Origin of the sequence: Fictibacillus sp. FJAT-27399 (assembly GCF_001510655.1) — a bacterium.
GTDB lineage: Bacteria > Bacillota > Bacilli > Bacillales > Fictibacillaceae > Fictibacillus_C > Fictibacillus_C marinisediminis.
On record NZ_LMVC01000002.1, the window covers coordinates 164,767 to 187,750 of the forward strand.

General features: G+C 43.6%; 23 protein-coding genes and 1 riboswitch. Of the genes, 16 read left to right on the top strand and 7 right to left on the bottom strand.

Features of this window, described 5'->3' with window-relative positions; all coding sequences use genetic code 11:
* Positions 1-90 precede the first annotated feature (90 nt).
* The 4 genes from AR335_RS05855 (at position 91) to AR335_RS05870 (ending at position 3,932) form a co-directional block, all read left to right on the top strand.
* The gene (locus AR335_RS05855; protein ID WP_062233055.1) at positions 91-1,173 is read left to right on the top strand and encodes a copper resistance D family protein; all 1,083 of its coding nucleotides are present in this window, start codon (positions 91-93) and stop codon (positions 1,171-1,173) included.
* A gap of 111 nt (positions 1,174-1,284) precedes the next feature.
* Positions 1,285-2,376, top strand: coding sequence for an MBL fold metallo-hydrolase (locus AR335_RS05860; RefSeq protein WP_082683376.1), 1,092 nt, complete (start codon positions 1,285-1,287; stop codon positions 2,374-2,376).
* Between the two features lie 85 nt (positions 2,377-2,461).
* Complete coding sequence (locus AR335_RS05865) at positions 2,462-2,713, top strand: YusU family protein (RefSeq protein WP_062236886.1); 252 nt, start codon at positions 2,462-2,464, stop codon at positions 2,711-2,713.
* Between the two features lie 301 nt (positions 2,714-3,014).
* Entirely contained in the window at positions 3,015-3,932 is a 918-nt protein-coding gene (locus AR335_RS05870; RefSeq protein ID WP_062236889.1) for a proline dehydrogenase family protein, read from the top strand.
* A gap of 381 nt (positions 3,933-4,313) precedes the next feature.
* On the opposite strand, the gene AR335_RS05875 is transcribed toward AR335_RS05870, so the two are convergent.
* The 3 genes from AR335_RS05875 to AR335_RS05885 all read right to left on the bottom strand — a co-directional run bounded on the left by AR335_RS05875 (position 4,314) and on the right by AR335_RS05885 (position 8,243).
* Positions 4,314-5,858 carry a hypothetical protein gene (locus AR335_RS05875; RefSeq protein ID WP_062233058.1) on the bottom strand — a complete coding sequence of 515 codons (1,545 nt, stop codon included), beginning with the start codon at positions 5,856-5,858 and terminating at the stop codon, positions 4,314-4,316.
* A gap of 90 nt (positions 5,859-5,948) precedes the next feature.
* A complete protein-coding gene (locus AR335_RS05880) occupies positions 5,949-6,734 on the bottom strand; it encodes a 3-hydroxybutyrate dehydrogenase (protein ID WP_062233061.1) in 786 nt (261 codons plus the stop codon).
* 114 nt (positions 6,735-6,848) lie between these two features.
* A complete protein-coding gene (locus AR335_RS05885) occupies positions 6,849-8,243 on the bottom strand; it encodes a GntP family permease (protein ID WP_156418870.1) in 1,395 nt (464 codons plus the stop codon).
* Positions 8,244-8,333: 90 nt separating this feature from the next.
* Here AR335_RS05885 and AR335_RS23680 point away from each other — a divergent pair, with 90 nt between their 5' ends.
* The gene (locus AR335_RS23680) at positions 8,334-8,528 is read left to right on the top strand and encodes a hypothetical protein (protein WP_156418871.1); all 195 of its coding nucleotides are present in this window, start codon (positions 8,334-8,336) and stop codon (positions 8,526-8,528) included.
* A 101-nt stretch (positions 8,529-8,629) separates the two neighbouring features.
* Here the strand turns inward: AR335_RS23680 and AR335_RS05890 are convergent, their stop codons facing one another.
* The 3 genes from AR335_RS05890 to AR335_RS05900 form a co-directional block, all read right to left on the bottom strand.
* On the bottom strand, positions 8,630-9,307 hold the full coding sequence (locus tag AR335_RS05890; RefSeq protein WP_234293211.1) for a CoA transferase subunit B: 678 nt from the start codon (positions 9,305-9,307) through the stop codon (positions 8,630-8,632).
* A gap of 18 nt (positions 9,308-9,325) precedes the next feature.
* The gene (locus AR335_RS05895) at positions 9,326-10,015 is read right to left on the bottom strand and encodes a CoA transferase subunit A (RefSeq protein ID WP_062233064.1); all 690 of its coding nucleotides are present in this window, start codon (positions 10,013-10,015) and stop codon (positions 9,326-9,328) included.
* Positions 10,016-10,257: 242 nt separating this feature from the next.
* Entirely contained in the window at positions 10,258-11,139 is an 882-nt protein-coding gene (locus tag AR335_RS05900) for a hypothetical protein (protein WP_062233067.1), read from the bottom strand.
* 206 nt (positions 11,140-11,345) lie between these two features.
* On the opposite strand from AR335_RS05900, the gene AR335_RS05905 reads away from it, so the two are divergent.
* From AR335_RS05905 to AR335_RS05930, 6 genes are all read left to right on the top strand, one after another.
* Positions 11,346-13,742, top strand: a complete 2,397-nt coding sequence (locus tag AR335_RS05905; RefSeq protein ID WP_062233070.1) for a 3-hydroxyacyl-CoA dehydrogenase/enoyl-CoA hydratase family protein — start codon at positions 11,346-11,348, stop codon at positions 13,740-13,742.
* 17 nt (positions 13,743-13,759) lie between these two features.
* Positions 13,760-14,938: an acetyl-CoA C-acetyltransferase gene (locus AR335_RS05910; protein WP_062236897.1), complete on the top strand. Its 1,179-nt coding sequence runs from the start codon at positions 13,760-13,762 to the stop codon at positions 14,936-14,938.
* 22 nt (positions 14,939-14,960) lie between these two features.
* A complete protein-coding gene (locus tag AR335_RS05915; protein WP_062233074.1) occupies positions 14,961-16,745 on the top strand; it encodes an acyl-CoA dehydrogenase family protein in 1,785 nt (594 codons plus the stop codon).
* Positions 16,746-16,956: 211 nt separating this feature from the next.
* Entirely contained in the window at positions 16,957-17,316 is a 360-nt protein-coding gene (locus tag AR335_RS05920; protein WP_062233077.1) for an arsenate reductase family protein, read from the top strand.
* Between the two features lie 76 nt (positions 17,317-17,392).
* Positions 17,393-17,779, top strand: a complete 387-nt coding sequence (gene gcvH, locus AR335_RS05925) for a glycine cleavage system protein GcvH (RefSeq protein WP_062233080.1) — start codon at positions 17,393-17,395, stop codon at positions 17,777-17,779.
* Positions 17,780-17,858: 79 nt separating this feature from the next.
* Positions 17,859-18,107, top strand: coding sequence for a YusG family protein (locus AR335_RS05930; RefSeq protein WP_234293213.1), 249 nt, complete (start codon positions 17,859-17,861; stop codon positions 18,105-18,107).
* A 59-nt stretch (positions 18,108-18,166) separates the two neighbouring features.
* Here the strand turns inward: AR335_RS05930 and AR335_RS05935 are convergent, their stop codons facing one another.
* The gene (locus tag AR335_RS05935) at positions 18,167-18,550 is read right to left on the bottom strand and encodes a KGG domain-containing protein (RefSeq protein ID WP_062233086.1); all 384 of its coding nucleotides are present in this window, start codon (positions 18,548-18,550) and stop codon (positions 18,167-18,169) included.
* Between the two features lie 304 nt (positions 18,551-18,854).
* Here AR335_RS05935 and AR335_RS05940 point away from each other — a divergent pair, with 304 nt between their 5' ends.
* From AR335_RS05940 to AR335_RS05960, 5 genes are all read left to right on the top strand, one after another.
* Complete coding sequence (locus AR335_RS05940) at positions 18,855-19,202, top strand: toprim domain-containing protein (RefSeq protein WP_062233090.1); 348 nt, start codon at positions 18,855-18,857, stop codon at positions 19,200-19,202.
* Positions 19,203-19,367: 165 nt separating this feature from the next.
* Complete coding sequence (locus AR335_RS05945; RefSeq protein ID WP_062233093.1) at positions 19,368-19,697, top strand: thioredoxin family protein; 330 nt, start codon at positions 19,368-19,370, stop codon at positions 19,695-19,697.
* A 404-nt stretch (positions 19,698-20,101) separates the two neighbouring features.
* A complete protein-coding gene (gene sigI / locus AR335_RS05950; protein WP_062233096.1) occupies positions 20,102-20,848 on the top strand; it encodes an RNA polymerase sigma-I factor in 747 nt (248 codons plus the stop codon).
* A 131-nt stretch (positions 20,849-20,979) separates the two neighbouring features.
* Positions 20,980-22,263, top strand: a complete 1,284-nt coding sequence (locus AR335_RS05955; RefSeq protein ID WP_062233099.1) for an anti-sigma factor domain-containing protein — start codon at positions 20,980-20,982, stop codon at positions 22,261-22,263.
* Between the two features lie 102 nt (positions 22,264-22,365).
* Complete coding sequence (locus tag AR335_RS05960) at positions 22,366-22,668, top strand: hypothetical protein (protein ID WP_053357267.1); 303 nt, start codon at positions 22,366-22,368, stop codon at positions 22,666-22,668.
* Positions 22,669-22,790: 122 nt separating this feature from the next.
* Positions 22,791-22,904, top strand: a riboswitch (SAM riboswitch).
* Positions 22,905-22,984: the final 80 nt, after the last annotated feature.

Genomic DNA, 22,984 nt, shown 5'->3' on the forward strand with positions numbered 1-22,984 from the left:
ATGGCCGCATCCTCTATGTGGTGTCTCTTGTGAATTTATGGTAGATTACTAAAAGTATATACAAAACTACACAGGGGGATTTTTTCTCGTATGCTGTTTGTTGCGAAAGCTGTATTATATTTAGTTTTTTCACTTTTTATTGGAACGTTCCTTTTATATTCAATGCCTGTTGAGAAGCGTCCATTTATTCATATGCACAAAAAGTGGCTGCTGGCTAGCATCTTCCTCATACCTGTTGCTGCTTTTTCCCAAGTTTTTGAGCTTGCGTTAAGTTTGGGAAAGGAATTTGGATTCTGGCCCACACTGAATGATATTTTATTTTCCTTTGATATCGGAAAGGGCTGGTTCTTTATTCTTGCCCTCTCTTTTCTATTGTTTGTTCTTGTTTATTTTAATGATGTCTCCAAGGACCGGTTTCTTGCTAAGCTATCTTTGTTTATCGGGGTCATGATCACGGCTGCTGTCGGCTATACGAGCCATGCCGCAACGCTGAATGAATGGGGAGGCCTTGCTGCTCATTCTCTCCACTTTCTTGCCGTAACCAGCTGGACAGGGACGTTGTTGGCCGTAAGCTGGCTCTCCAAAGACCGTGAAAAGATTCCTGTCTTTTTAAAATGGTTTACACCGTTTGCGCTAGTTTGTCTAAGTGTGACCATCGGTGCGGGGATCTGGCTCATGAGCTACATTGTTCCGCAATATTATAATTCATGGATGATGAACTACGGACAGGCTCTTTTGATCAAGCATGTGCTGCTTGTTGTTGTCATTTTTTACGCGCTTGTCAACTCGATTTGGATCCGGAGGAAAATGAGTGAGCCCTCGTTTTCACCATACAGGTGGATGAGGCTGGAAAGTGTGTTCCTTCTATTGATCTTTATTGCGACCTCCGTTATGGTACAGCAGGAACCTCCTCATGATGTATCGCAAACGCTGGCTTTTCAAAAGCCGTCACAGCTCTTTACCGCGTTTATTGAAAAGGGCGTGCATGCCGGGACATCAGTACATCTTGGTCCAAATGCCCTTACAGGACTGTTAGCTGCTGGCGCTCTTCTTTTACTTTTGGCCGCCATTTTCTGTATCCGAAAGAGTGTCCGTTCATTATTTGTTTTCCTGCTGACTGCTGGATCAGCGTTGGTGTTGTATCTTGCTGTTATGTTCTCTGTGTCGATTTGAATATAATAGACCGCATGCTTCGTGCATCGGTCTTTTTTGATGTTTAGGGCGGGAGTCATTGTATACTGAAAACAGGAACATACTAGTAAAAAAGAACAGGTGGAGAATCGTATGATGGCTGTTATATTCACGATTATTGTGCTTTTGCTTTTTGTGTATTTTTTTATGAATGGGTACCCCGATTTTGGCAGAAGACCATCAAAGCAAAAAAGGGAGTCTTTTCAAAGCTCTCTTCAATTTAAACAAGGTCATTTTGTGAATGAGCCACCGACTGTGATGGACACCTCATTATCTACGACCCTCTCGATTGCCAAAGATTTTATTAAAGGAAATCCAAAGGGAAGACCTGATCAACCGCTGAAAATGGTAAAACTCAAAGTACAGGATGATCTCGAAAAGAACACAAGGATTACCTGGTTTGGCCATTCGGCCCTCATGCTGGAGATGGATGGCAAGCGCATGCTTCTTGATCCGATGTTTGGACAAGCTCCTTCTCCTTTTCCTATGTTCGGAGGGAAGAGGTACAGCAAGACATTGCCTTTTACTATAGAACATCTGCCTTTCATTGATGCGGTCTTTTTTTCACACGATCACTACGATCATCTTGATTACCGTTCCATCAAAAAATTGAAAGAGAAAGCAGGGCGGTTCTTTGTCCCGCTCGGAGTGGGGAGCCATCTGGAGAGTTGGGGAGTAGAATCCGGACGAATTAGTGAACATGACTGGTGGGATGAAATGGAGTGGGAAGGGCTTCATCTTGTCTGTACACCTGCCAGGCATTTTTCCGGGCGAAGTTTAACGGATCGGAACACCACCCTATGGTGTTCCTGGGTGATCAAAGGAAAGCAGTCTAAAATATTTTTTAGCGGGGACAGCGGGTATGGCCCTCATTTTAAAAATATTGGAGATCGATATGGCCCATTTGATGCAGCGATGATGGAATGCGGACAGTATGACGACCGCTGGTCAGAGATTCATATGATGCCAGAGGAAACGGTTCAGGCATTTATTGATGTGAGAGGTGACTTGCTTATTCCCATTCACTGGTCAGCATTTACGCTGGCGCTGCATGATTGGACTGATCCGATCGAACGCGTGACGAAAGAAGCGAGGAAAAGAAATGTTCCCGTTGCTGCTCCTCAAATTGGAGAGGCGGTTATCATTGGCACAAAGAATTACCCCCAAAGGGTGTGGTGGAAATAACATTCAAGGAAAAGAAGTTCATGTTGATGGGCTTTCTTTTCCATATCTCTATTGTTACAATGACGGAAAATGGGAGGGAATCAACATGGAACAGCAGCTTCGCGAGCAGTTTGATGGTCTATTGGAGAAATATACAGAATTGCTGCTTGGAGACAGTGATGAGGACAAGAAAGAAAAAGTGAAGATGTGGGCTTTATATACCTATATTGCTAAATCGATGCCTGCTCTTGTGAAACATTGGAACGAACGCTATCCAGAAGGCAAAGAAGGAATAAAAGAGATTATTTCAGAGATCAAGCAACTAAACGAACAGCACCGCCAGGATAGTGGAAAATAGTGGTATGAAGGGGGTTTTTGCTGGCTGGAAAGAAGAAATTCCCCTTCATGCCTCATATAATAAAGGTAAACAATGATGGTCTTGTAAGGTGAAGGTTTTCCGACAAAAAATGTCGAAATTTTTCAAAAAAGCCATTATTGTTAAAATAAATGATATTATTAAAGCGGATACATCATTGAAAGTTCAGTAAATTGTGCGGTGCCAGGCACCTTAATTACACACTTGTGTAATTCGGGTGCCTGGCACCGATAAAAGAGATAAATAGATGATTACTGATACTGAATTTATAGGGGGAAAAGATATGGAACAGGCGATGAGAGATTTCTTTCTGTTTCTTGCGAAGAACAAAACAATGACGAAGCTTGCGAAGAGGTACGGCCTCAAGTTTGGAGCGAGCCGCTTTGTTGCAGGAGCATCACTGGACAGCTCCATTTCAGCAATCAAAAAGCTGAATGAGAAAGGTATGCCTGTCACGATCGACCATTTAGGAGAGTTTGTCGACAACGAGCTCGAGGCGAAGGAAATGACGGAACATTGTATCGATGCGATCAAAGCTATCGCAAAAGAGAACGTCAATTCCCAGCTTTCTTTAAAGCTGACTTCCATGGGTCTGGACATCAGTGATGACCTTGTGATGGCGAACATGCGCAAGATCATGGAAACTGCCCAGAAGCATAATGTATTCGTTACCATCGACATGGAGGATTACACGCGCTGCGGGAAAACGCTGGACATCTTCAAAAAGCTGAAAAGTGAATTTGATAATATTTCAACCGTTATTCAGGCTTACCTGTACCGTTCACTTGATGATGTGAAGGATTTAAATGATTACCATCCAAATCTTCGTCTTGTTAAGGGGGCATATAAGGAATCCACTGAAGTCGCTTTCCCTGACAAAACTGATGTGGACGAAAACTATAAAAAACTAATTGAAACACACCTGTTGAATGGCAACTATACGGCTATTGCAACTCATGATGACGAAATCATCAACTATACAAAAGCGCTTGTTGAAAAGCACTCCATCCCAATGGATCAGTTTGAATTCCAGATGCTCTACGGCATTAAAGTGGAGCGCCAGGATCAACTCATGCAGGAAGGGTACAAAATGCGCATTTATGTCCCTTACGGAAACGACTGGTATGGCTATTTCATGCGCCGTCTGGCTGAACGTCCTGCCAACGTCATGTTTGTATTAAAAGGTGTATTTGGCAAGTAATAGTTGAAGGGGCTGTCCAGAAAGTCGGAAATTGACCTTCAGGCAGCCCCTTTTTGGCTTGAAAAATCTTCAATGAAAAGTTAATTGAAGTGGAAGATGCGAGACTCCTCGAAAATGAACTTCACATTTTCTTCGTGCGATATAACGCTGCCGAAGTTTTCCTTGTCCTGCGGGACTAGCGTGAAGGTGAGACTTGCACCAAAAAGTAGGCGTTCACGCCGGTAAGGCTCACCGCACGCCCCGCGGAAAGCGAGCAGCCTGGAACGGAAATCAACAGCTTACAGACTTCTTGGACAGCCCCTTTGTTTTTCTGAATCGAAACGAGAGAGCACCCGGGCAGTATTTATACCGGGTGCTTTTTTCATTCTTATTGATGCTGTCCTATTTTCCGTCGACAGAGGTTGCCATCGGCTCCCGTTCTTTTCCGGTTTTTAGATCAATGACTTTTGCAGCGTCGTTTGGCGTTCCAACTTTCTTGCTATCCGGTGCTTTTTTGTGGTTCTCGACCCAGTCTACAAGGAGATCAAACGATTGATAGACGTAAGGAAGAAGCGGCTGCAGCTCCTTTTTAGCATCTGTGGCGCTGTTCCAAACCAAGCTGTCCACATGATTTCCCTTCTCGATGGTATACAGCCGGTGAAGCTTGCCCCGGCCTTTCTTTTTGATGAGCTTGTCATATGGATCAGCATGGACAGACGGGAAGATGAGAGAATCCCATGAACCAGTCAGGCTGATCAGCGGCACGTTGATTTCTCCTGTATTTTCAATGCCTTCTACGTTTTTTTTCACTTGTTCCGGGCGAGAGTTATAATCATAGCCTTGAAAAATGGAATCATAGGTGCGGTCGCGGACACCGTTCGTGAAGTTTAAGTAGTTTCTCCAGTCGAGACGGTTTGGAGCGGATGGATCCAGTTCATCTCTGTATATATTTAATGTTACAAACCAGTATACCTGGTCATGGTAGCTCCAAAGATTTTCTGATCCCTTCGGAAGGCCGGCTTTATATAACTCCTCGCGGGCGGCTTTTTGTTCTGCAGGAGTACCATACAGCGCTTTTTCTGCATGGTTGACAACAGGGGTGAGAGACGTGATCAGATTGGGATCATGAGCTCTCCATAATACACCTTCCCAATCGATGCCTCCGTCAAATAAAGGAGGATGCCCTGTTTTTTTCATGCCGTCATGCTCCAGCGCATAGCGGACGACATAGCCTCCATTGGATATGCCGACCGCATACGTCGGTACCCGGTGATGAGGGGTGATCAGTTTACTTGCGGGATTTTTTCTGTCGTTTCTCTTGATAAGCTGATCAGAATAGTGTTTAACGAGATAGTTTTGAGCGGCGATGGTTACTTGCCGGAACCTTTGGTGCCATTCGGGAATGCTGTCATCCTCACTGGCAAGAGCATTTTTCACTTTGGCAAAAGGATCATTAGGATCGGCTGTCCCTTGAGTCCCTTTATCAATGGCTGCAAATGCATATCCTTTAGCAAGCATAAAGTCACTGAAGAGAAGGTCTGTTGAGGTTTCATTTCGAGTAGCAGGAATACCGGAAACAACCAGCTTGCCGTTCCAATCATCTGGTACCCTGATCACAAAATGGGCATCATCAAAAATGCCGTTTACCTGAGTGCCGGTAATTTCGGCCGGCTGATACAGCTTGTTCCAGCCTGTTCCCTTTGACTTATCTCCCCAATTGTATGGAGCAAGACCAAGGTTTCCATAGACCGTTGCGGCTTCATACTGCTTCGGATTTTTCGTTGTCATCCAATTCCCGTTTTTTCCGTCAAAAATAGTTTCGGTGACACCGTGGGCACCTTTAAAATCAACTGGCTGCCTGAAACCCTTAGCAGCATGAACCTCTGATAGACTTGAAAAAAGCAATAGAGATGCAGCAGCTGTAATCCCAATCCATTTCCGTCTCACATCAATTCCTCCATTCTAAATAGAGAGGAGCCCTCCAGGATCACAGGCGGGCTCTTCTCGTTGTTGATATCTATTTTTCTCTCACTGTTTTTATTGAGCGGTGTATCCGCCGTCGATCACAACCGCCTGGCCAGTAACTCCTCCAGCCTTATCGCTTGCGAGGAAGATCGCATAATCAGAAATCTCCTTAACTGAAAGCAAACGTTTTTGGGGAACGAGAGGGTAGATGACCTCTTCCAGTACTTTTTCAAGTTCTACATTTCGGGTGCGTGCCAAGTCTGAAAGCTGGTTCCTTACAAGCGGCGTATCCACGTAGCCAGGGCAGATGGCATTTACAGTAACTCCATGCTCTGCACCTTCAAGGGCGGCTACTTTCGTCAGACCGATCACGCCGTGTTTGGCACTGTTATAGGCAGCTTTTCCGGCAAAACCGACAAGCCCATTGATGGATGCCATATTGATGATGCGTCCGAAGCCTTGTTTTTTCATGATCGGAAACGCGTGTTTCGTCGCCATGAACGGCGCAGTCAGCATCACTTTGATCAGTTGCTCAAATTTCTCAGTCGGGAAATCTTCAATGGGTGATACATGCTGCAGGCCGGCGTTGTTGATGACGACATCCAGTCTTCCAAATTCGTGAACGGTCTCATCCATCGCCCGTTTGAGCGCTTCTTCATCACTGACATCACAGGCTGTTCCTATAGCGTGATAGCCTTTATCTCTAAGTGATGAAGCAGCATCCTTGGCTTTTTCTTCATTTAAATCACAAATAGCCACCTTTGCCCCTTCCTTGGCAAAATCCATCGCGATCTCGAGTCCAATTCCGCTTGCAGCTCCTGTAATAAATGCGACTTTATCCTGTACTAAGCTTCCCATACCATTTTTTCTCCTTTTACATGTTGATGTAAGAATAAGCTGTGAAGAAATGTCTAGCTCCAACACCCAAGGCTGAAAACGTATTTCTTGTTTTCGGGTGCTTGCGCTTTTCTTTTAAACGATGCCGAAAAGATAATAAAGGGCGATTACAAAAAATACAGCAATTGTTTTAATGGCAGTCATCGCAAAAATATCAATATAGGATTGTTTGTGAGTTAGCCCGGTAACCGCGAGCAGGGTGATGACCGCTCCGTTATGAGGAAGTGTATCCATGCCTCCGCTTGCCATGGAGGCTACTCTGTGAAGTACTTCAGGATCAATTCCGAGCTTATCGGCCTGGGCGATATATTTGTCCCCCATCGTGGCCAGGGCAATACTCAAACCGCCGGAAGCCGAACCGGTAATACCAGCCAGTGCAGTCGTAGTTACGGCTTCGTTAACAAGCGGGTCCTGAATTGTTTCAGCCATTCCTTTATTGACAGAAGCAAAACCAGGTAGTGCAGCGATAACTCCACCAAATCCGTATTCGGAAGCGGTATTGAGTGTAGCGAGCAGTGCTCCGCCGATTGAAAGATTGATGCCGGCGTTGAAATTTGATTTTACTTGTCTGAAAGCAAACAGGAGAACTGTTACAATTCCGATGACAAGAGCACCTTCAACCGCCCACACCGCAGCAAGTTTCGGAATTTCAACCGGAGGAACATCCTTCATTCCGATTTTTGTGAAATCAAAAACGGTGCCGTAATACTTTGGAATCATGTTTGTAAATACTTTATTGAAAATACCGACGAGAAGAAGGGGAAGAATGGCAATAAAAGCATTTGGCAGCACTTCATCCGGAATTTGTTCCGGCTCGTTTATATGGCCTGTTCCATAGCCCTCTCCAGCTCTTGCTGCTTTTCTTCTTCTCCATTCTAAATAGGTCATACCAATCGCAAGAACAAATAGACCACCGATCAATCCCAGCCATGGTGCAGCCCACGTATCCGTTTTAAAAAACGTGGTAGGGATGATGTTCTGAATCTGAGGTGTTCCAGGGAAAGCATCCATTGTAAAGGTGAACGCGCCAAGTGCGATCGTTCCAGGAATGAGGCGTTTTGGAATATCCGCAGCTTTAAACAGTTCAGAGGCGAATGGGTAGAGTGCAAATGCTACAACGAACAAGGAAACGCCGCCGTATGTCAGAATGGCGCCGACAAGGACAATCGCCAGCATCGCTCTGCTCGGTCCGATTAATTTGATAACCGCTCTTGTGATAGATTTTGCAAAGCCTGACATTTCTATGACTTTACCGAAAATCGCTCCAAGTAAGAAGACCGGGAAATATAGTTTAATAAATCCGACCATCTTTTCCATGAACACTCCCGAGAAGAACGGAAGTACATGGCCTGGATCTGTTAAAAGCACCGCGAACAGTGCCGCGATCGGTGCAAATAAAATGACGCTGAAGCCACGGTACGCGACAAACATGAGGAAAAATAAAGCCAATAAAATAATAATGATATCCACTAGGTAACCCCCCTATAGTGTTTCTGACCTGAATGCCACACTCTGTTTTTTGCAAGGCTGTTTTCGCAACCTTTGTTGCTATTGAGCTGGTTGATCTCCGTTTCAGGATGCTCGCTTTCCGCGGGGCGTGCGCTGAGCCCCGCGGCGCACGCGCCTGCGTGTCTCACCTGTCACGCTTCCCCCGCAGGACAAGGAAAGCTTCGGCAGCGTTATATCGCACGAAGAAAATGTGAATTTCATTTTCGAGGAGTCTCGCACCTTGCACTCCTCTCAACTTGTCAATGAAGTTTCTTTACAAAAATGTTCCCCAGGCAACAATCTTTTAGAAAAGAGCATTTTGCAAAACGGTTGAAGGAACTGCATCACTCCTTTCATACTGCAGAAAATCAGTAGGCTTCCAGCTTAATATTCTTTGAAACTGAAAGCTTAGGCTCAGTGCATTGCTGGATGTCCTCCACGGAAAAGCCTTGTGCGACTTCTACAAGCTCCAAACCGTTCTCGGTTACGTCCATAACGGCTCGTTCTGTGATGATCCGGTTAACGACGCCACACCCGGTTAACGGGAGAGTGCATTCATTTAAAATCTTGCTTTTCCCGTCTTTGCTGACATGGTCCATGATGACGATGATCTTTTTTGCTCCGTGGACAAGATCCATTGCGCCGCCCATGCCTTTTATCATTTTTCCGGGAATCATCCAGTTCGCGAGGTCACCGTTTCCGGAAACTTCCATGCCTCCAAGGATGGCAATATCAATATGCCCGCCCCGGATCATCCCGAAGGATTCTGCACTGTCAAAATAAGACGCTCCTTCGATGGCAGTGACCGTTTCTTTCCCGGCGTTGATTAAATCAGGATCAACATTCGCTTCATCAGGATAAGGTCCGATTCCCAAAAGTCCATTCTCAGACTGCAGAACGACACTTTTATCCGCCGAAATATAATTGGCAACAAGGGTAGGCATTCCAATTCCGAGGTTGACATAGTAACCGCTTTCAATTTCCTGTTCAGCACGTTTTGCGATCTTTTCTCTAATCGCTTTCTTATCCATTACATTCGTACCCATTCATATCCTCCGTTCCGGTTAATTGGCAACTGTTAACCTTTCAATTCTTTTTTCCTGTGACCCGACAATAAGGTACTGGACATAGATGCCGGGAGTGTGGATGGCATCCGCCTCCAAAAATCCTGTTTCATTAAGCTCTTCTATTTCTGCGATCGTCACCTTGCCTGCTGCAGCCATCATAGGATTAAAGTTTCTCGCTGTTTTGTGGTAGATCAGGTTACCCATTCTGTCGGCTTTGGCCGCACGAACGAGGCTGAAGTCTGCCTGAAGTCCAGTTTCCAGCATGTATTCTTTCCCGCCGAAAGATCGGATTTCTCTGCCTTCAGCAAGTGGAGTACCCACTCCAGCAGGGGTATAAAACGCAGGGATGCCAGCACCGCCGGCTCGAATCCTTTCTGCCAATGTGCCTTGCGGGAGCAGTTCGACTTCAATTTCACCTGATAAAACTTGACGCTCAAATTCTTTGTTCTCTCCTACATAAGAACCTACCATCTTCTTTATCTGTTTATTTTTCAAAAGCAGGCCAAGTCCCCAATCATCCACCCCGCAGTTATTGGAGATGACTGTTAAATCTTTTGTCCCTTTCTCAACAAGGGCCAGAATCAGATTTTCAGGGATACCGACCAGTCCGAAGCCGCCTACCATGAGTACGGAACCGTCCTGAATGTCCTTTACGGCTTCTTGAAATGAAGATATTACAGGTTTCATAAGCATTCACTCCTTTTTTCTGCTCTGTTTTCTATCTTGCAAGTTCCGTGCCAAAACGAAGAAATTAAAGCGCTATCAGACTTTTGAAATTTTTATGAATATTTCAAGAAGATTATATTCCGAAATTCCGGAAAGGAAAGAGGACGAATGGCATGAAAGTCCATGTATGTTAAGAATGGATCGAATTCCGGAAAAACGGAAATGATTCCGAATTTCCGGAAAAACTCCGTCATAAACTTTAACTATCCATTAACTTTATTAATGGTTTTCCAGAGCTTGGACAATGAGGAACTGATATGGTCGATGATTTTGTCCGTTTTAAAATAATAGAGATGGGAGAGGGGCGACCAAGAAGCAAAAAGATTTCCTGTATTCACTTCAACATCTTTTGTCACCGACCGATTGTATTCCTCATTTAATGTTTTTAAAGGAAATGCAATAACGTCATCCTGATCATAAAAATTAATCCATTCTCCTTGAACATGGCTGTAATGCTTTTTTAAATGAGGCGATGGTACGAATATGGGACTGTCAAAATCCGGATATCTCAGCGTCCATAAAGGCATGGGAGTACCCAGTGTATAAAAGCTGGTTAGGGTTTCACCATTTTCAAGAGGATTGTCTGACTTTAGATGTTTTATAGAATCTGGAATTTTATCCGGGATAAATTGAAGGTCATAAAAATAATTGCTCGCTATAACCGTGCCAAGGCTGTGAGAGACGACAGAAAGCGGAGTTTGATCTCCTGTTTTGTTCCGCAGTGTATGTAAGCCTTTCGCAACGGTTTCATGAACTCTTTCATAGTTTGGATTTAAATGCGAGGATGAAGCGGGAGCTGGCTGATAAGCGATAGCATCGCCGAAAAAGCGAATGACAAACTGACGAAGAGGGGCATAATTCAGCGAAATCTTCTTATTCATCGAAGTCCATAAATCTTCTTCCCTTTCATTGAATACGCCACCCCAAAAAACAGGGACCATTTCAAGCTGTGTTTCGGGAGCATGATGTTCGGAAGCAATTTTTCGTACGAAGCTGCGTTTTAAAGCCTTCATAAAATCATCGGCGTACGTTTCATCCTGGTTGCCGATTCCGTGAAGGATCAGAACTCCTACTTTAACTGACATGACTTCACTTCCTTTGATGTTTTGATGAGTGATTAGGGCTTGGTTTTACTATGACAAAAACCTTTACAAAAAGAAAGAAAATTCTATGTTGTCAAAATAATTGAAATGTCTTATGATGAGTATAGAACTAAATTTAAAAAGTAGTCATTTATTTTTTACCCTAAAAATGAATGAGTGTTCATTCAATAGCTGAAGGAGGAAATAAGATGGCCATAACCATTCAAAAGGCTGCTGTTTTGGGGTCTGGAGTGATGGGAGCAGGAATCGCTGCACATCTCGCGAATGTAGGAATCCCTACTTTGCTTCTGGATATGGTGCCGAGAGAGTTGTCAGAGGCTGAAAAGGCAAAAGGCATTACGGAAGACAGCCCCCAGTTCCGCAACAGACTCACCATACAGGCAAAGGAAAGAATGCTTAAACAAAAACCAGCACCTCTGGCGGTAAAAGAGAATCTTGATTTAATTTCAGTCGGCAACTTTACAGATGACTTATCCAAGCTGAATGATGTGGACTGGATCATTGAGGTCGTTGTTGAACGGCTGGATGTCAAGCGACAGATTTTTGAACAAGTGGAACAATTCCGCAAGAAAGGTTCAATTATTAGCTCTAACACATCAGGTATTTCCATCCATGCGATGGCAGCGGATCGTTCTGACGATTTTAAAGAACATTTCCTAGGCACGCATTTCTTTAATCCGCCGCGATACTTAAAACTGTTGGAAATCATCCCAACAAAGGATACCAGCCCTGAGATCGTTTCTTTTATGAAGGAATTTGGGGAGAACATACTTGGAAAAGGCGTAGTCGTAGCAAAAGATACACCGAACTTCATCGCCAACAGGATTGGAACATACGGCCTGATGGTCACGGTTCAGGAAATGATGAAACAGGGGTACAGCGTAGGGGAGATTGATTCTGTGACAGGTCCGCTGATCGGCCGCCCGAAAAGTGCGACCTTCAGGACCCTTGACGTAGTAGGATTGGATACCTTCCTCCACGTGGCAAGAAACGTATATGACCAAGTCGAAGGAAAAGAAAAAGAAGTGTTTGATGTTCCTCCATTCTTGAACGAAATGGTGGAAAAAGGGTGGATGGGAAGCAAATCCGGCCAAGGCTTCTATTTAAAACAGAAGAGCAAGCAGGGAGCAGAGATCCTTGAACTGGATCCTACTACACTGGAATACAAGCCGCGCCAAAAACTGAAGACCGCCACCACAGAACAGGCAAAACAATTGAAGACAACAGAGCAAAAAGTGAAAGCGCTTTTATATAGTAAAGACCGTGCAGGAGAGATGCTTTGGTCGATCGTTAAACCGGTATTGATCTACTCTGCTGAAAAAGCGTATGAAATCGCGGATGATATTGTTGCCATCGATAATGCGATGAAATGGGGCTTCGGATGGGAGCACGGACCGTTTGAGATCTGGGATGCCATCGGAGTGAAAGAATCCGTTAAACGCATGAAGGATGAAGGAGAGACTGTACCATCCTGGATTCATGAGTTTGTTGAAAGCGGAAACAACTCTTTCTACCAGACAGAGCAGGGTGAAGTTTCGTTCTACCATAACGGTGACTATAGAAGAGTCAATGAAAACAAAAAGACGATTCACCTTTCATTGCTGAAAAATAAAGGAAACCTGATCACAAAGAACAACGGTGCGAGTCTGATCGACATGGGGGACGGGGTAGCCTGTTTAGAATTTACGTCTCCAAACAACGCCATGGGCCCTGATATCATCATGATGATCCATAAAGCGCTGGAAGAAGTAGAAAGAAATTACGAAGGGCTTGTCATCGGAAACCAGGGGAAAAACTTCTGCGTCGGTGCCAACCTGATGCTAATTTTAATGGAAGCACAAGATGACAATTTTTATGAGCTGGATATGATGGTCCGCCAGTTCCAGAATACGATGGGCATGGTGCGCTACAGTAAAAAACCGGTCGTCACCGCAAACTTTGGCATGAGCCTTGGCGGAGGAGTGGAAGTTTCTCTTCCTGCAGCTGAGATGCAAATGTCGTCTGAAACATATATGGGCCTTGTAGAAGTAGGTGTCGGGTTAATCCCTGGCGGAGGCGGAAACAAAGAATTGCTGCTTCGCCAGGTGGAACGTCTGCCTAAAGGTGCAAAATTGGATCTTCAAGGTGTTGTTAACCAAGTGTTTGAAACCATTGCGATGGCCAAGGTTTCTACTTCAGCACAAGAAGCTGAAAAGCTTGGATTCTTAAGGCCGCAGGATGGAATCTCTGTTAACAGCGATCATCTTCTGTATGATGCCAAACAGCGCGTGCTTTCATTGGCGAAGCAGGGGTACCAGCCGCCGAAACATAAAAAGATACCGGTTGTTGGTGAAGCAGGCTATGCGACACTTTCACTCGGTGCTGAAACGATGAGATTTGGGGGCTACGTCTCCGAGCATGATCTGAAAATAGCTAAAAAACTCGCCTTTGTCCTGTCAGGCGGAAGAGTCCCTGAAGGAACACTGGTCGATGAACAATATTTATTGGATCTCGAACGGGAAGCTTTCCTGAGTCTTGCGGGTGAGCCAAAATCCCAAGCAAGAATGCAGTATATGCTGACTAAAGGTAAACCGCTTCGCAACTAAAAGGAGGGGAAACAATGCTGAAAGAAGCTGTAATCGTAGCAGGAGCAAGAACACCGATAGGCAAAGCAAAAAAAGGATCATTCGCTCAAATGCGGTCAGATGAACTCGCAGCGATCACCGTAAAAGAAACACTGCGGCGGGCTGGCGGCTATGACGGCCCGATTGACGATCTCATCATGGGATGTGCCATTCCAGAGGCAGAACAGGGCATGAACATGGCAAGATTGATCGGGGCGAGAGCAGGCCTCCCGGATACCATTCCGGCGATCACCGTTAACCGGTTCTGTTCCTCAGGACTTCAAAGTATTGCTTATGGCGCTGAGAAAATTATGCTCGGTCATGCGCAGGCTGTTTTAGCCGGCGGAGCGGAATCCATGAGTTTGCTGCCGATGGAAGGCCATGTCATCAAACCGAATCCTCACCTGGTTGAAACAGTTCCTCAATATTACATGGGGATGGGATTCACAGCCGAGGAAGTGGCAAAGCGATTTGGTGTAACGAGGGAAGATCAGGATGCCTTTGCGGTTCGAAGCCATCAAAATGCTGCACGAGCCATTAAAGAAGGCAGATTCAAGGATGAAATCGTACCTGTCTCCGTCACAAGACGATGGCTTGGGGAAGACAACAAGCTAAAAGAAAAAGAGTTCATGGTTGATACGGACGAGGGCGTTCGTGCTGATACCTCATTAGAAGGCCTTGCTCGCCTGCGCCCTGCATTTTCCATTAATGGTTCTGTAACAGCAGGCAACGCATCACAAACGAGTGATGGGGCTGCGACCGTTCTTGTGATGGACCGTGAGAAAGCAGAAGCAGAAGGCTTGACGCCGCTGCTGAAGTTCAGAAGCTTTGCCGTGGCGGGTGTACCGCCTGAAATCATGGGGATCGGTCCTGTCGCTGCTGTTCCTAAAGCGTTAAAACTTGCGGGACTTGAAGTATCCGATATCGGCTTGTTCGAGCTCAATGAAGCGTTCGCCTCACAGGCTGTGCAAGTGATTCGTGAGCTGGGTCTTCCGGAAGACAGAGTCAATGTCAACGGAGGAGGAATCGCTCTCGGCCATCCGCTTGGATGCTCCGGAGCAAAGCTTACTCTCACGCTTCTTCACGAAATGAAGCGAAGAGGAGAGCAGTTTGGTGTCGTAACCATGTGTATCGGCGGCGGAATGGGCGCTGCTGGCGTATTCGAATTAGTAGGCTAATCCAATACAGGAGGGTATAAACATGTCTAACACAATGGAAAAGGTTTTTAAAGGCGGAAGCTTTTTAGTGGAAGATATTCAGGCAGAGGACCTCTTTACACCAGAGGATTTTTCAGAAGAACACCTCATGATCGCCAAAACAACTGAGGATTATGTAGGTAAAGAAGTTGTTCCGCAGCTTGATAAGCTCGAGAACCATGAGTTCGATATTTCCAGGAAGCTCCTGACGAAAGCGGGAGAGCTGGGTCTTCTTGGTGCTGATGTTCCTGAAGAATACGGCGGCCTTGGACTTGATAAAATTTCTTCTTCCTTAATTACTGAGAAATTTGCACGCGGACGCGGCTTTTCAATCAGCTATGGTGCCCACGTCGGAATCGGTTCACTGCCGATTGTCCTCTTTGGTAACGAAGAACAGAAGAAAAAGTATCTGCCTGATCTGGCAGTAGGAGCAAAAATTGCAGCTTATGCACTCACTGAGCCAGGATCTGGTTCCGATGCTCTAGGTGCCAAAACCACGGCGAGGCTGAACGCTGAAGGCACACATTATGTGCTGAACGGAGAAAAGCAATGGATCACAAACTCCGCTTTTGCCGATGTTTTTGTCGTGTATGCGAAAATTGATGGAGAACAATTCTCTGCGTTTATCGTAGAAAGGGATTATCCGGGCGTTTCCACAGGGCCGGAAGAAAAGAAAATGGGTATCAAATCTTCATCCACCCGAACGCTTATTTTAGAAGACGTTCACGTGCCGAAAGAAAATCTTCTTGGTGAGCCGGGAAGAGGGCATGTGATCGCGTTTAACATTTTGAACATCGGACGCTATAAGCTTGCGATCGGATGCGTGGGTGCTGCGAAACGCGGAATCGAAGTTTCTGCGAAGTATGCGAACGAGCGCTCTCAATTCAAACGCAAAATCAGTTCCTTTAGCCTGATTCAGGAAAAGATCGCTAACATGGCGCTTCAAACATATGCGTCAGAAAGCTCGGTTTACCGGACAGTCGGTTTGTTTGAGACACGTCTCGGCAGCCTGAGTGAAGAAGCTCAAAAGGATGGGCTGCAAATCGGAAAAGCCATTGCTGAATATGCTATTGAATGCTCAATAAACAAGTTCTTCGCCTCTGAAGTGCTGGATTATGTAGCTGACGAAGCTGTCCAGATTCATGGCGGATATGGCTTCATGAGTGAATATGAAGTCGAGGGAATGTACCGAGATGCCCGTATTAATCGTATTTTTGAAGGAACAAACGAGATCAACCGCTTATTGGTGCCAGGCACCCTCGTCCGTAAAGCGATGAAAGGTGAGCTTCCTCTAATCGAGAAAGCGACCGCGCTTCAGAATGAGCTCATGATGATGATGCCACAGGAAGTAGGAACGGAGCCGCTTGAGCAGGAGAAATATCTTGTAAGCATGGCGAAAAAGGTCATCCTGATGGTAGCTGGTCTCGCAGTTCAGAAGTTTGGACCAAAGCTTGAAAACGAGCAAGAGCTGCTTGCCAACATGGCTGATTTGGTCAGTGAAGTGTACGCGATGGAATCTGTCGTTCTTCGTACGGAAAAAGCGATCAACAGAACAAGTCTTGAAAGAAACACGCAAAAAGTGCTTATGACAGAAGTGTTCTGTCAGGAAGCTTTCAACCGCATCGAAGCACATGCGAAGGAATCCATTATCGGAGTGGAAGAAGGGGACACTTTGCGCATGATGCTGTCCGCACTGCGTAAGCTTACCCGCCACACACCGATCAACGTGATCAAGAAGAAACGTGAAATTGCTGCTGTTGTTTTGGAAGAAGAACGCTACGTTATCTAAATTTATTCTAATAATGCCTTATCTTGAAACATACTCTCTCAATTTGGCTCCGGTGATTCACCGGAGCACTTTTTTTATTTATTACGGTGCCAGGCACCGAAATTACACAAGTGTCAAAAAGCAGTGCCAGGCACCGAGATAAGTGATTAATTTCCCTTTACCTGGCTAGACTATTTTGTGTTACTATGGAATGGAAGGAGTGAGAAATTGCATGAGTATAACCTTTTATCAATACCCAAAATGCGGAACATGCCAAAAGGCTAAAAAGTGGCTGGATTCCCATGATGTTGAGCTTGAATCCGTACATATCGTTGAAAACCCTCCTTCTAAAGAGGAAATCAAAGAGCTGGTAGAAAAGAGCGGCCTTGATATCAAAAAGTTCTTTAATACGAGCGGGATGAAATACAGGGAGCTTGGCTTGAAGGACAAGGTGAAAACAGCTTCCGAAGATGAGCTGCTGAATCTTTTGGCTTCTGACGGCATGCTGCTGAAACGCCCGATCACTACAGATGGAAACAAGGTAACAGTCGGCTTTAACGAAGGTGCATATAACGAAACTTGGAGTAAGTGATGTAATTAGTTGCTTAACTATAATAAATTTAATATTATAGTTATTATAAATAACAAGAAAAGCTGGAGGGATACAAATGAATTTTCCAAAAGAATTGCGTTATTCAGAAGAACACGAATGGGTAAAAGTTGAAGATGGAAATAGGGTAAGAATCGGTATTACTGACTTTGCGCAGGATGAACTGGGTGATATCGTATTTGTAGAGCTTCCAGAAGTGGGCGATGAAATTAAAGCGGACGAGCCTTTTGGCAGTGTTGAATCTGTTAAAACAGTCTCTGAACTTTATGCTCCAATCTCTGGCAAGGTGGTTGAAATCAACGAAGATCTTGATGACAGCCCTGAGCTTGTAAACGAATCTGCTTATGAAAAAGCTTGGATGATCGTTGTTGAGGCATCTGATCTTTCTGAGACAGAAAACCTAATGACAGCTGAACAATATGAGGAAATGACAAAAGAAGACTAATCCCTTATTTTAAGTATTTTTGATGAGTACTCAGCTTCTTTCCGGAGACAATACTTCTATGGAAGGAAGTGAGTGTTCATTGGGTTCAAAAAACTCAGGATCTAAATCGGACATTACGTCAAAAGTGTATGGAAAAATGGATACAGGTTACATGTCCCTGTTCCATGATAACCAGAAAATAGGCCGCGTCATCTTTTCCGATCAAGGAAATCAGTATGAAATGGCTGAAGGCTTTGAATTTGATGCTGACAAAATTTATAAAAAAGACAACAGTTCTGCAGAATATCCCCAAAGTTACGTACAGGGATGCGATGAGGGCTGGTGTTAGTTAGAAAAGTGTAAAAAAGGGCAAACCCTCAGGGCTTGTCCTTTTTGCAATTTTATATATTAATCGCTGCTGCGGCTGTTACCGCCTTTTTTGCCGATTTCTCTGTAAAAATCTTTGTTATGGCTGTCGGAAGTAGCTTCTCCGCCCTTTTTACCGATCTCCTGATAAAAATCCTTATCATGGCTATCAGCCGTCGACTTACCGCCTTTTTTGCCAATATCTTGATAGAAGTCTTTATCATGGCTGGATGCAGTTGATACTCCGCCTTTTTGACCGATTTCCTGGTAGAAGTTTTGATCGTGGCTTTTAGAAGTAGCATTTCCGCCCTTTTTGCCGATTTCCTGATAAAAATCTTTGCCACGGGTTTTAGACGTTTTTTGACCGCCCATGCGCCCTGCTTCTTCTCTGCTCATTCCGTCTCGGTTGTCATTATTCTTAGCCATTTCAAAATTCCTCCTTATATATGGTAAATAGTGTGTTCCCAACAGCTATTCACTTTGTGCTGTTGGACTTAGAGAAACAATATCCCCTTTTCGCAATGGTTAAACAGCTTTAATCGAAGTTGGTACGAAACTCCTTATTAAGTTGGCTGCTTGTAGGAAAATGGGTTACATATACATAAATAGTTGTCTGATTTATTAACAATCAATGGAGGATTCTAATAAAATAAAGGGTATTATAGTAAGTAAGAAAAAAATATCAATCGCATTAATACTCGTTCTTTAGCAGATATAGGAGAGATGATTGATGAATAACAACTTGGACAAAGTGATTATCGTTGAAGGGAAATCAGACAAGGAAAAACTGTTCTCCATTTTAAATGAGCCTGTTGAGATCATCTGTACCAATGGCACAATGGGGCTTTCCCGGCTTGAGGAACTTGCAATACAAATTGAAAACCGAGATGTCTATATACTGGTCGATGCGGATGAAGCTGGAGCAAAATTAAGAAAAATGCTACAGCGGGAGCTTCCAAATGCAGAACATCTTTATATTCATAAAATGTACCGAGAAGTGGCAAAAACACCGCTCATGTATCTTGCCAATATTCTGCTTGGCGCTCGTTTCACCGTAAATAAAGAATGCCTGGGATAAGGAAAGCAAAATTGAACCGAAAGAAATCCTCTTTGAGGAGGATTTCTTAAGTTTGTATTTTACGTACTGTTATAAGCACGGTTGTTGACAGCACCTCTTAGATCCGGGATATTCAATTACATAGAGAAAAAATGGATTCGTAAAAAACTGCAATTGGAGAGAGATATGAGGGATTTAACTAATATAGAAATTCATAATTTTATTAAAGGTTCAACAGAGGAGCCAGCAGCTCTTTATATCCAGACACCGCTTTGCGGAACGTGTAAGATGGGAAGGCGGATGCTCGACATCACATTGGAAGCAATAAGCCAGTCAGAAACGTCTGAACCTAAAATCGGTGCTTGCAACCTAAATGCGATGCCGGAGCTTGCTGAAAAGTACAGCATCACGAGTGTCCCTTGCCTGCTTTTTTTAAACAGGGGCATTGCCGTAAAGAAGATTTATGCCATGCAATCTGTTGATTTTTTGTATCAAAACTTAAAAAAGTACCTGTAAAAGACACGGATTGTGTCTTTTTTTGTTTTTAGGGGGTATTTTTTAAATGTAATACATGGTTTATGTGGTAAAATAAAGAAGAAATGTGTAATAAATTTTACAGAACGATTCAGGTGCAACAAAATGAAACGATATCTCCAAACAGCAGTAATAGCAAGCAAGTTACCGCTTCCGAACGATTTATGGGTCAAGACTGCAAAAATTATCCTTTTCAGGAACGTGACAAAAACATTACAATTGTTATAAGTCCTGTAACATTGTTATACAACTGTATCCTACAAACCTACGAATCAATGGTATAAATGTATAGGAGAGCTTGAAACATGTTTGCTCCTGTCGACTTTTGGAATGTATGATCATTTTATCCAAAAGTACAATACAACCTGGATTTAAGAGGTGAAACTATGTCTACTGCATTTGTACCAACTATTCGTAACAGCACACCACTCGTTAACATTGAGGATAAAGTACTAAGAATTCAAAGAGGAAATGATTCCTTAAGAAATGAGCTGATCGAAGCTTACCAGCCATTTATTAAAAAAGTGACTTCAAAAGTTTGCAGTCAATATATAGATCGTACGATGGATGAATTTAGTGTAGGTCTTTACGCTTTCAATGAAGCCATTGATCAATATCAAGAAGGACAAGGAAGCCGTTTTCTTTCCTTTGCTGACATGGTAATCCGCCGCAGGGTTATCGACTATATCCGAAAAGAAGTTAGACAGAACCGTCTGATTTATTTGCAGCCGGATGAGGAAGATGAAGAAGGCCGTGTCGAGGACAGCTACGCAGAACAAAAAGCTGCCATGGAACATTACGAAGAAAAGATCCAGGCAGAGAACCGCGTGTATGAAATCGAAGAATATCAAAAACTTCTGAAGGATTTCAGCCTTAATTTTAAAGTGTTAAGCAAACATTGCCCAAAGCATGTGGATGCAAGGGAAAACGCTAAAGAAATCGCTCGTTTGTTAGTGGAAAACCAGGAAATGGCTGAATTTTTATTGGAAAAAAAACAACTTCCTATAAAAGATTTGTTAAGTATGGTTTCCTGCAGTCGTAAAACAATAGAGAGAAATCGAAAATATATAATAGCGGTATCGCTAATATATCTAGGGGACTTTAAAGCGTTAAAGTCTTATATTCAGCCTTAAATAAGGGGAAGTTAAACGGTTGTAATTACTCGTGGGGAAATCGTAATAAATAAGCAAAGCAAGAGAGCAGCAAAACCCATGATGGTTATGATACGAAGCAGATCCTTCGCCTAGCAGGAGGGATATGTGGGATGAAGAATGGAATTTTAATGGAAGTTAAGAAAGGGAAAGCCGTCCTATTAACGAAAGACGGTTGTTTCATCACCGTTAAGGTACCACGCGGAAAGCATCCGGTGGTAGGTATGGAATACAGCGTTTCAAGTTTTTCAAAAAGCAGAACACGCCAATTTATTTTTCCTTCTCTTTCACTTACAATAGCAGCATTGCTTATACTTGTTTTATTTTCAGGAGTAAGTCCACTCGGCCGCAACGACAATACTGTTGCGGCTTATGTGAGTTTTGACGTAAATCCCAGCCTCGAAGCAGGAGTTAACAAAGACTTGCAAGTCATAAAAGTAAAAGCATATAACGCTGAGGGACGGGAAATTCTCCAATCATTAAAACAAAAGAAAAACATAAGCCTTTCCCACTTTGCTTCAGCTTTGCTGAATGCTTATGACAACAAAGGATATCTGAAGAAAAACCCGGATGTCATGATCGGAACAACCATCGTGAACCAAAATAATGACAAGCTTTTGTCTGCATTGGATGAGACTGTATCTTCAATTAAACGGAATGCATCCATCTATAATTCGAAAGCCGCCATCATGGTAAAGAATATTAATACAAATAAACGGAATGTTGCCCAAAAGAATGGCGTATCATCCGGAAAATATATGATGTACTTGGATGCTAAACGAAAAGATAAAAACATTTCTCTTAATCAAGTGAAGAACATGTCTTATACCGAGCTAAAGAGAAAGATAAAACCTGTACATGAAGAGCCAGAAGAATCCGGCTATAAAAAAAACCATTCAGAAAAAATTCTTCGCAATCATAGAAATCTTGAACCCATAAAGATTAAGACGAGTTCCCTGCATAGTTCTTCTCTAAAAGAACATGCGAAAAAAGAAGTCAAAGAAGAAAGGATTGAACCCAAGCTAGAACCAAACAATAAACGTGCTGTCCCAAAAACCAAAAGGCACGAAGATCGAAAAAGCGGCCGTAAAGCTGAAGATAAAGAAAAAAATGAATCAAAAAAAGTAAAACCACATCCTTCAAAGCAACATCACGAACAGCCGATGTACAACAAGCAAGCAAAGAAAAATACTAATTTGAATACTGCTCCGAAACAGCATGTTCATGAAAAGAATAAACATGAAAACCATAAATGGAATAAGGGGAAAAGGCTTGAAAAAAGAGAGCAGAAAAATTCTCCCGTTCATCGGCCTGAAAAAACGTACTGGAAAAAAGTACTGCAGAAAAATCATAAAAAGCCACAAATGAATAAAGAAATACATAAAAAGGCTGGCTAAAAGTCGACACTACGTTTAATAAACTGTCGAAGGAAAAATCAAGGAAGACACCAACCATCTCCCGAACATTAAGATATACATGTTTTTAAAAGGGGGATGTTTATGGATTGGGTTCTTTGGCAGGAACAGGTTCAAAAAACGGCCTTCCTTCAGCCGCTGATAGGCACGGAGACTCCCAGTGTGACGGCTGACGGAGAACGATTATGTTTTTCCTTCGTAAATAAGTATAACGGATCAGAACGGATATCCATGCTTACAGGCAGGATGGATGATTTGCATGAGGTGTTTGAAGGCCAGCAGCGTCTGAGCGATTTAATCAGGATAAAAAGAGTAACTTTTACGGGAACATACAGAGAACAGCTTAAGTTAGAATCTCTTCTGTTTTTATGCAAATTGGAGTCCTAAGCCAAAAGAATCGGGTCCTTCTATCTAAATAAACAGGAGTTATGGATTGACACTCCATAAAGGTGATGTTAAAATTCGAAACGTGTTAAGAAATTTTAACTAAATAACGAATAACAAATTCGTTCTTATCGCGAGTGGTGGAGGGACTGGCCCTATGAAACCCGGCAACCGTTAAGCAGCTTCCTGCTTGAAAAGGTGCCAAATCCTGCAAAGCAACCTGCTTTGGGAGATGAGATGACGGTGCATATAAATTTTTATGCCCTTCTGCTCATGACCTGGCAGAAGGGCATTTTTTATTTTTCAGAAAGTGAGGGAT

Excerpts from the sequence above, each read along its gene's own strand:
- AR335_RS05855 (WP_062233055.1), top strand. The coding sequence starts at position 91 with ATGCTGTTTGTTGCGAAAGCTGTATTATATTTAGTTTTTTCACTTTTT.
- AR335_RS05860 (WP_082683376.1), top strand. The coding sequence starts at position 1,285 with ATGATGGCTGTTATATTCACGATTATTGTGCTTTTGCTTTTTGTGTAT.
- AR335_RS05865 (WP_062236886.1), top strand. The coding sequence starts at position 2,462 with ATGGAACAGCAGCTTCGCGAGCAGTTTGATGGTCTATTGGAGAAATAT.
- AR335_RS05870 (WP_062236889.1), top strand. The coding sequence starts at position 3,015 with ATGGAACAGGCGATGAGAGATTTCTTTCTGTTTCTTGCGAAGAACAAA.
- AR335_RS05880 (WP_062233061.1), bottom strand. The coding sequence starts at position 6,734 with ATGGGAAGCTTAGTACAGGATAAAGTCGCATTTATTACAGGAGCTGCA.
- AR335_RS05890 (WP_234293211.1), bottom strand. The coding sequence starts at position 9,307 with ATGGGTACGAATGTAATGGATAAGAAAGCGATTAGAGAAAAGATCGCA.
- AR335_RS05895 (WP_062233064.1), bottom strand. The coding sequence starts at position 10,015 with ATGAAACCTGTAATATCTTCATTTCAAGAAGCCGTAAAGGACATTCAG.
- AR335_RS05900 (WP_062233067.1), bottom strand. The coding sequence starts at position 11,139 with ATGTCAGTTAAAGTAGGAGTTCTGATCCTTCACGGAATCGGCAACCAG.
- AR335_RS05905 (WP_062233070.1), top strand. The coding sequence starts at position 11,346 with ATGGCCATAACCATTCAAAAGGCTGCTGTTTTGGGGTCTGGAGTGATG.
- AR335_RS05915 (WP_062233074.1), top strand. The coding sequence starts at position 14,961 with ATGTCTAACACAATGGAAAAGGTTTTTAAAGGCGGAAGCTTTTTAGTG.
- AR335_RS05920 (WP_062233077.1), top strand. The coding sequence starts at position 16,957 with ATGAGTATAACCTTTTATCAATACCCAAAATGCGGAACATGCCAAAAG.
- gcvH (WP_062233080.1), top strand. The coding sequence starts at position 17,393 with ATGAATTTTCCAAAAGAATTGCGTTATTCAGAAGAACACGAATGGGTA.
- AR335_RS05935 (WP_062233086.1), bottom strand. The coding sequence starts at position 18,550 with ATGGCTAAGAATAATGACAACCGAGACGGAATGAGCAGAGAAGAAGCA.
- AR335_RS05940 (WP_062233090.1), top strand. The coding sequence starts at position 18,855 with ATGAATAACAACTTGGACAAAGTGATTATCGTTGAAGGGAAATCAGAC.
- AR335_RS05945 (WP_062233093.1), top strand. The coding sequence starts at position 19,368 with ATGAGGGATTTAACTAATATAGAAATTCATAATTTTATTAAAGGTTCA.
- sigI (WP_062233096.1), top strand. The coding sequence starts at position 20,102 with ATGTCTACTGCATTTGTACCAACTATTCGTAACAGCACACCACTCGTT.
- AR335_RS05955 (WP_062233099.1), top strand. The coding sequence starts at position 20,980 with ATGAAGAATGGAATTTTAATGGAAGTTAAGAAAGGGAAAGCCGTCCTA.
- AR335_RS05960 (WP_053357267.1), top strand. The coding sequence starts at position 22,366 with ATGGATTGGGTTCTTTGGCAGGAACAGGTTCAAAAAACGGCCTTCCTT.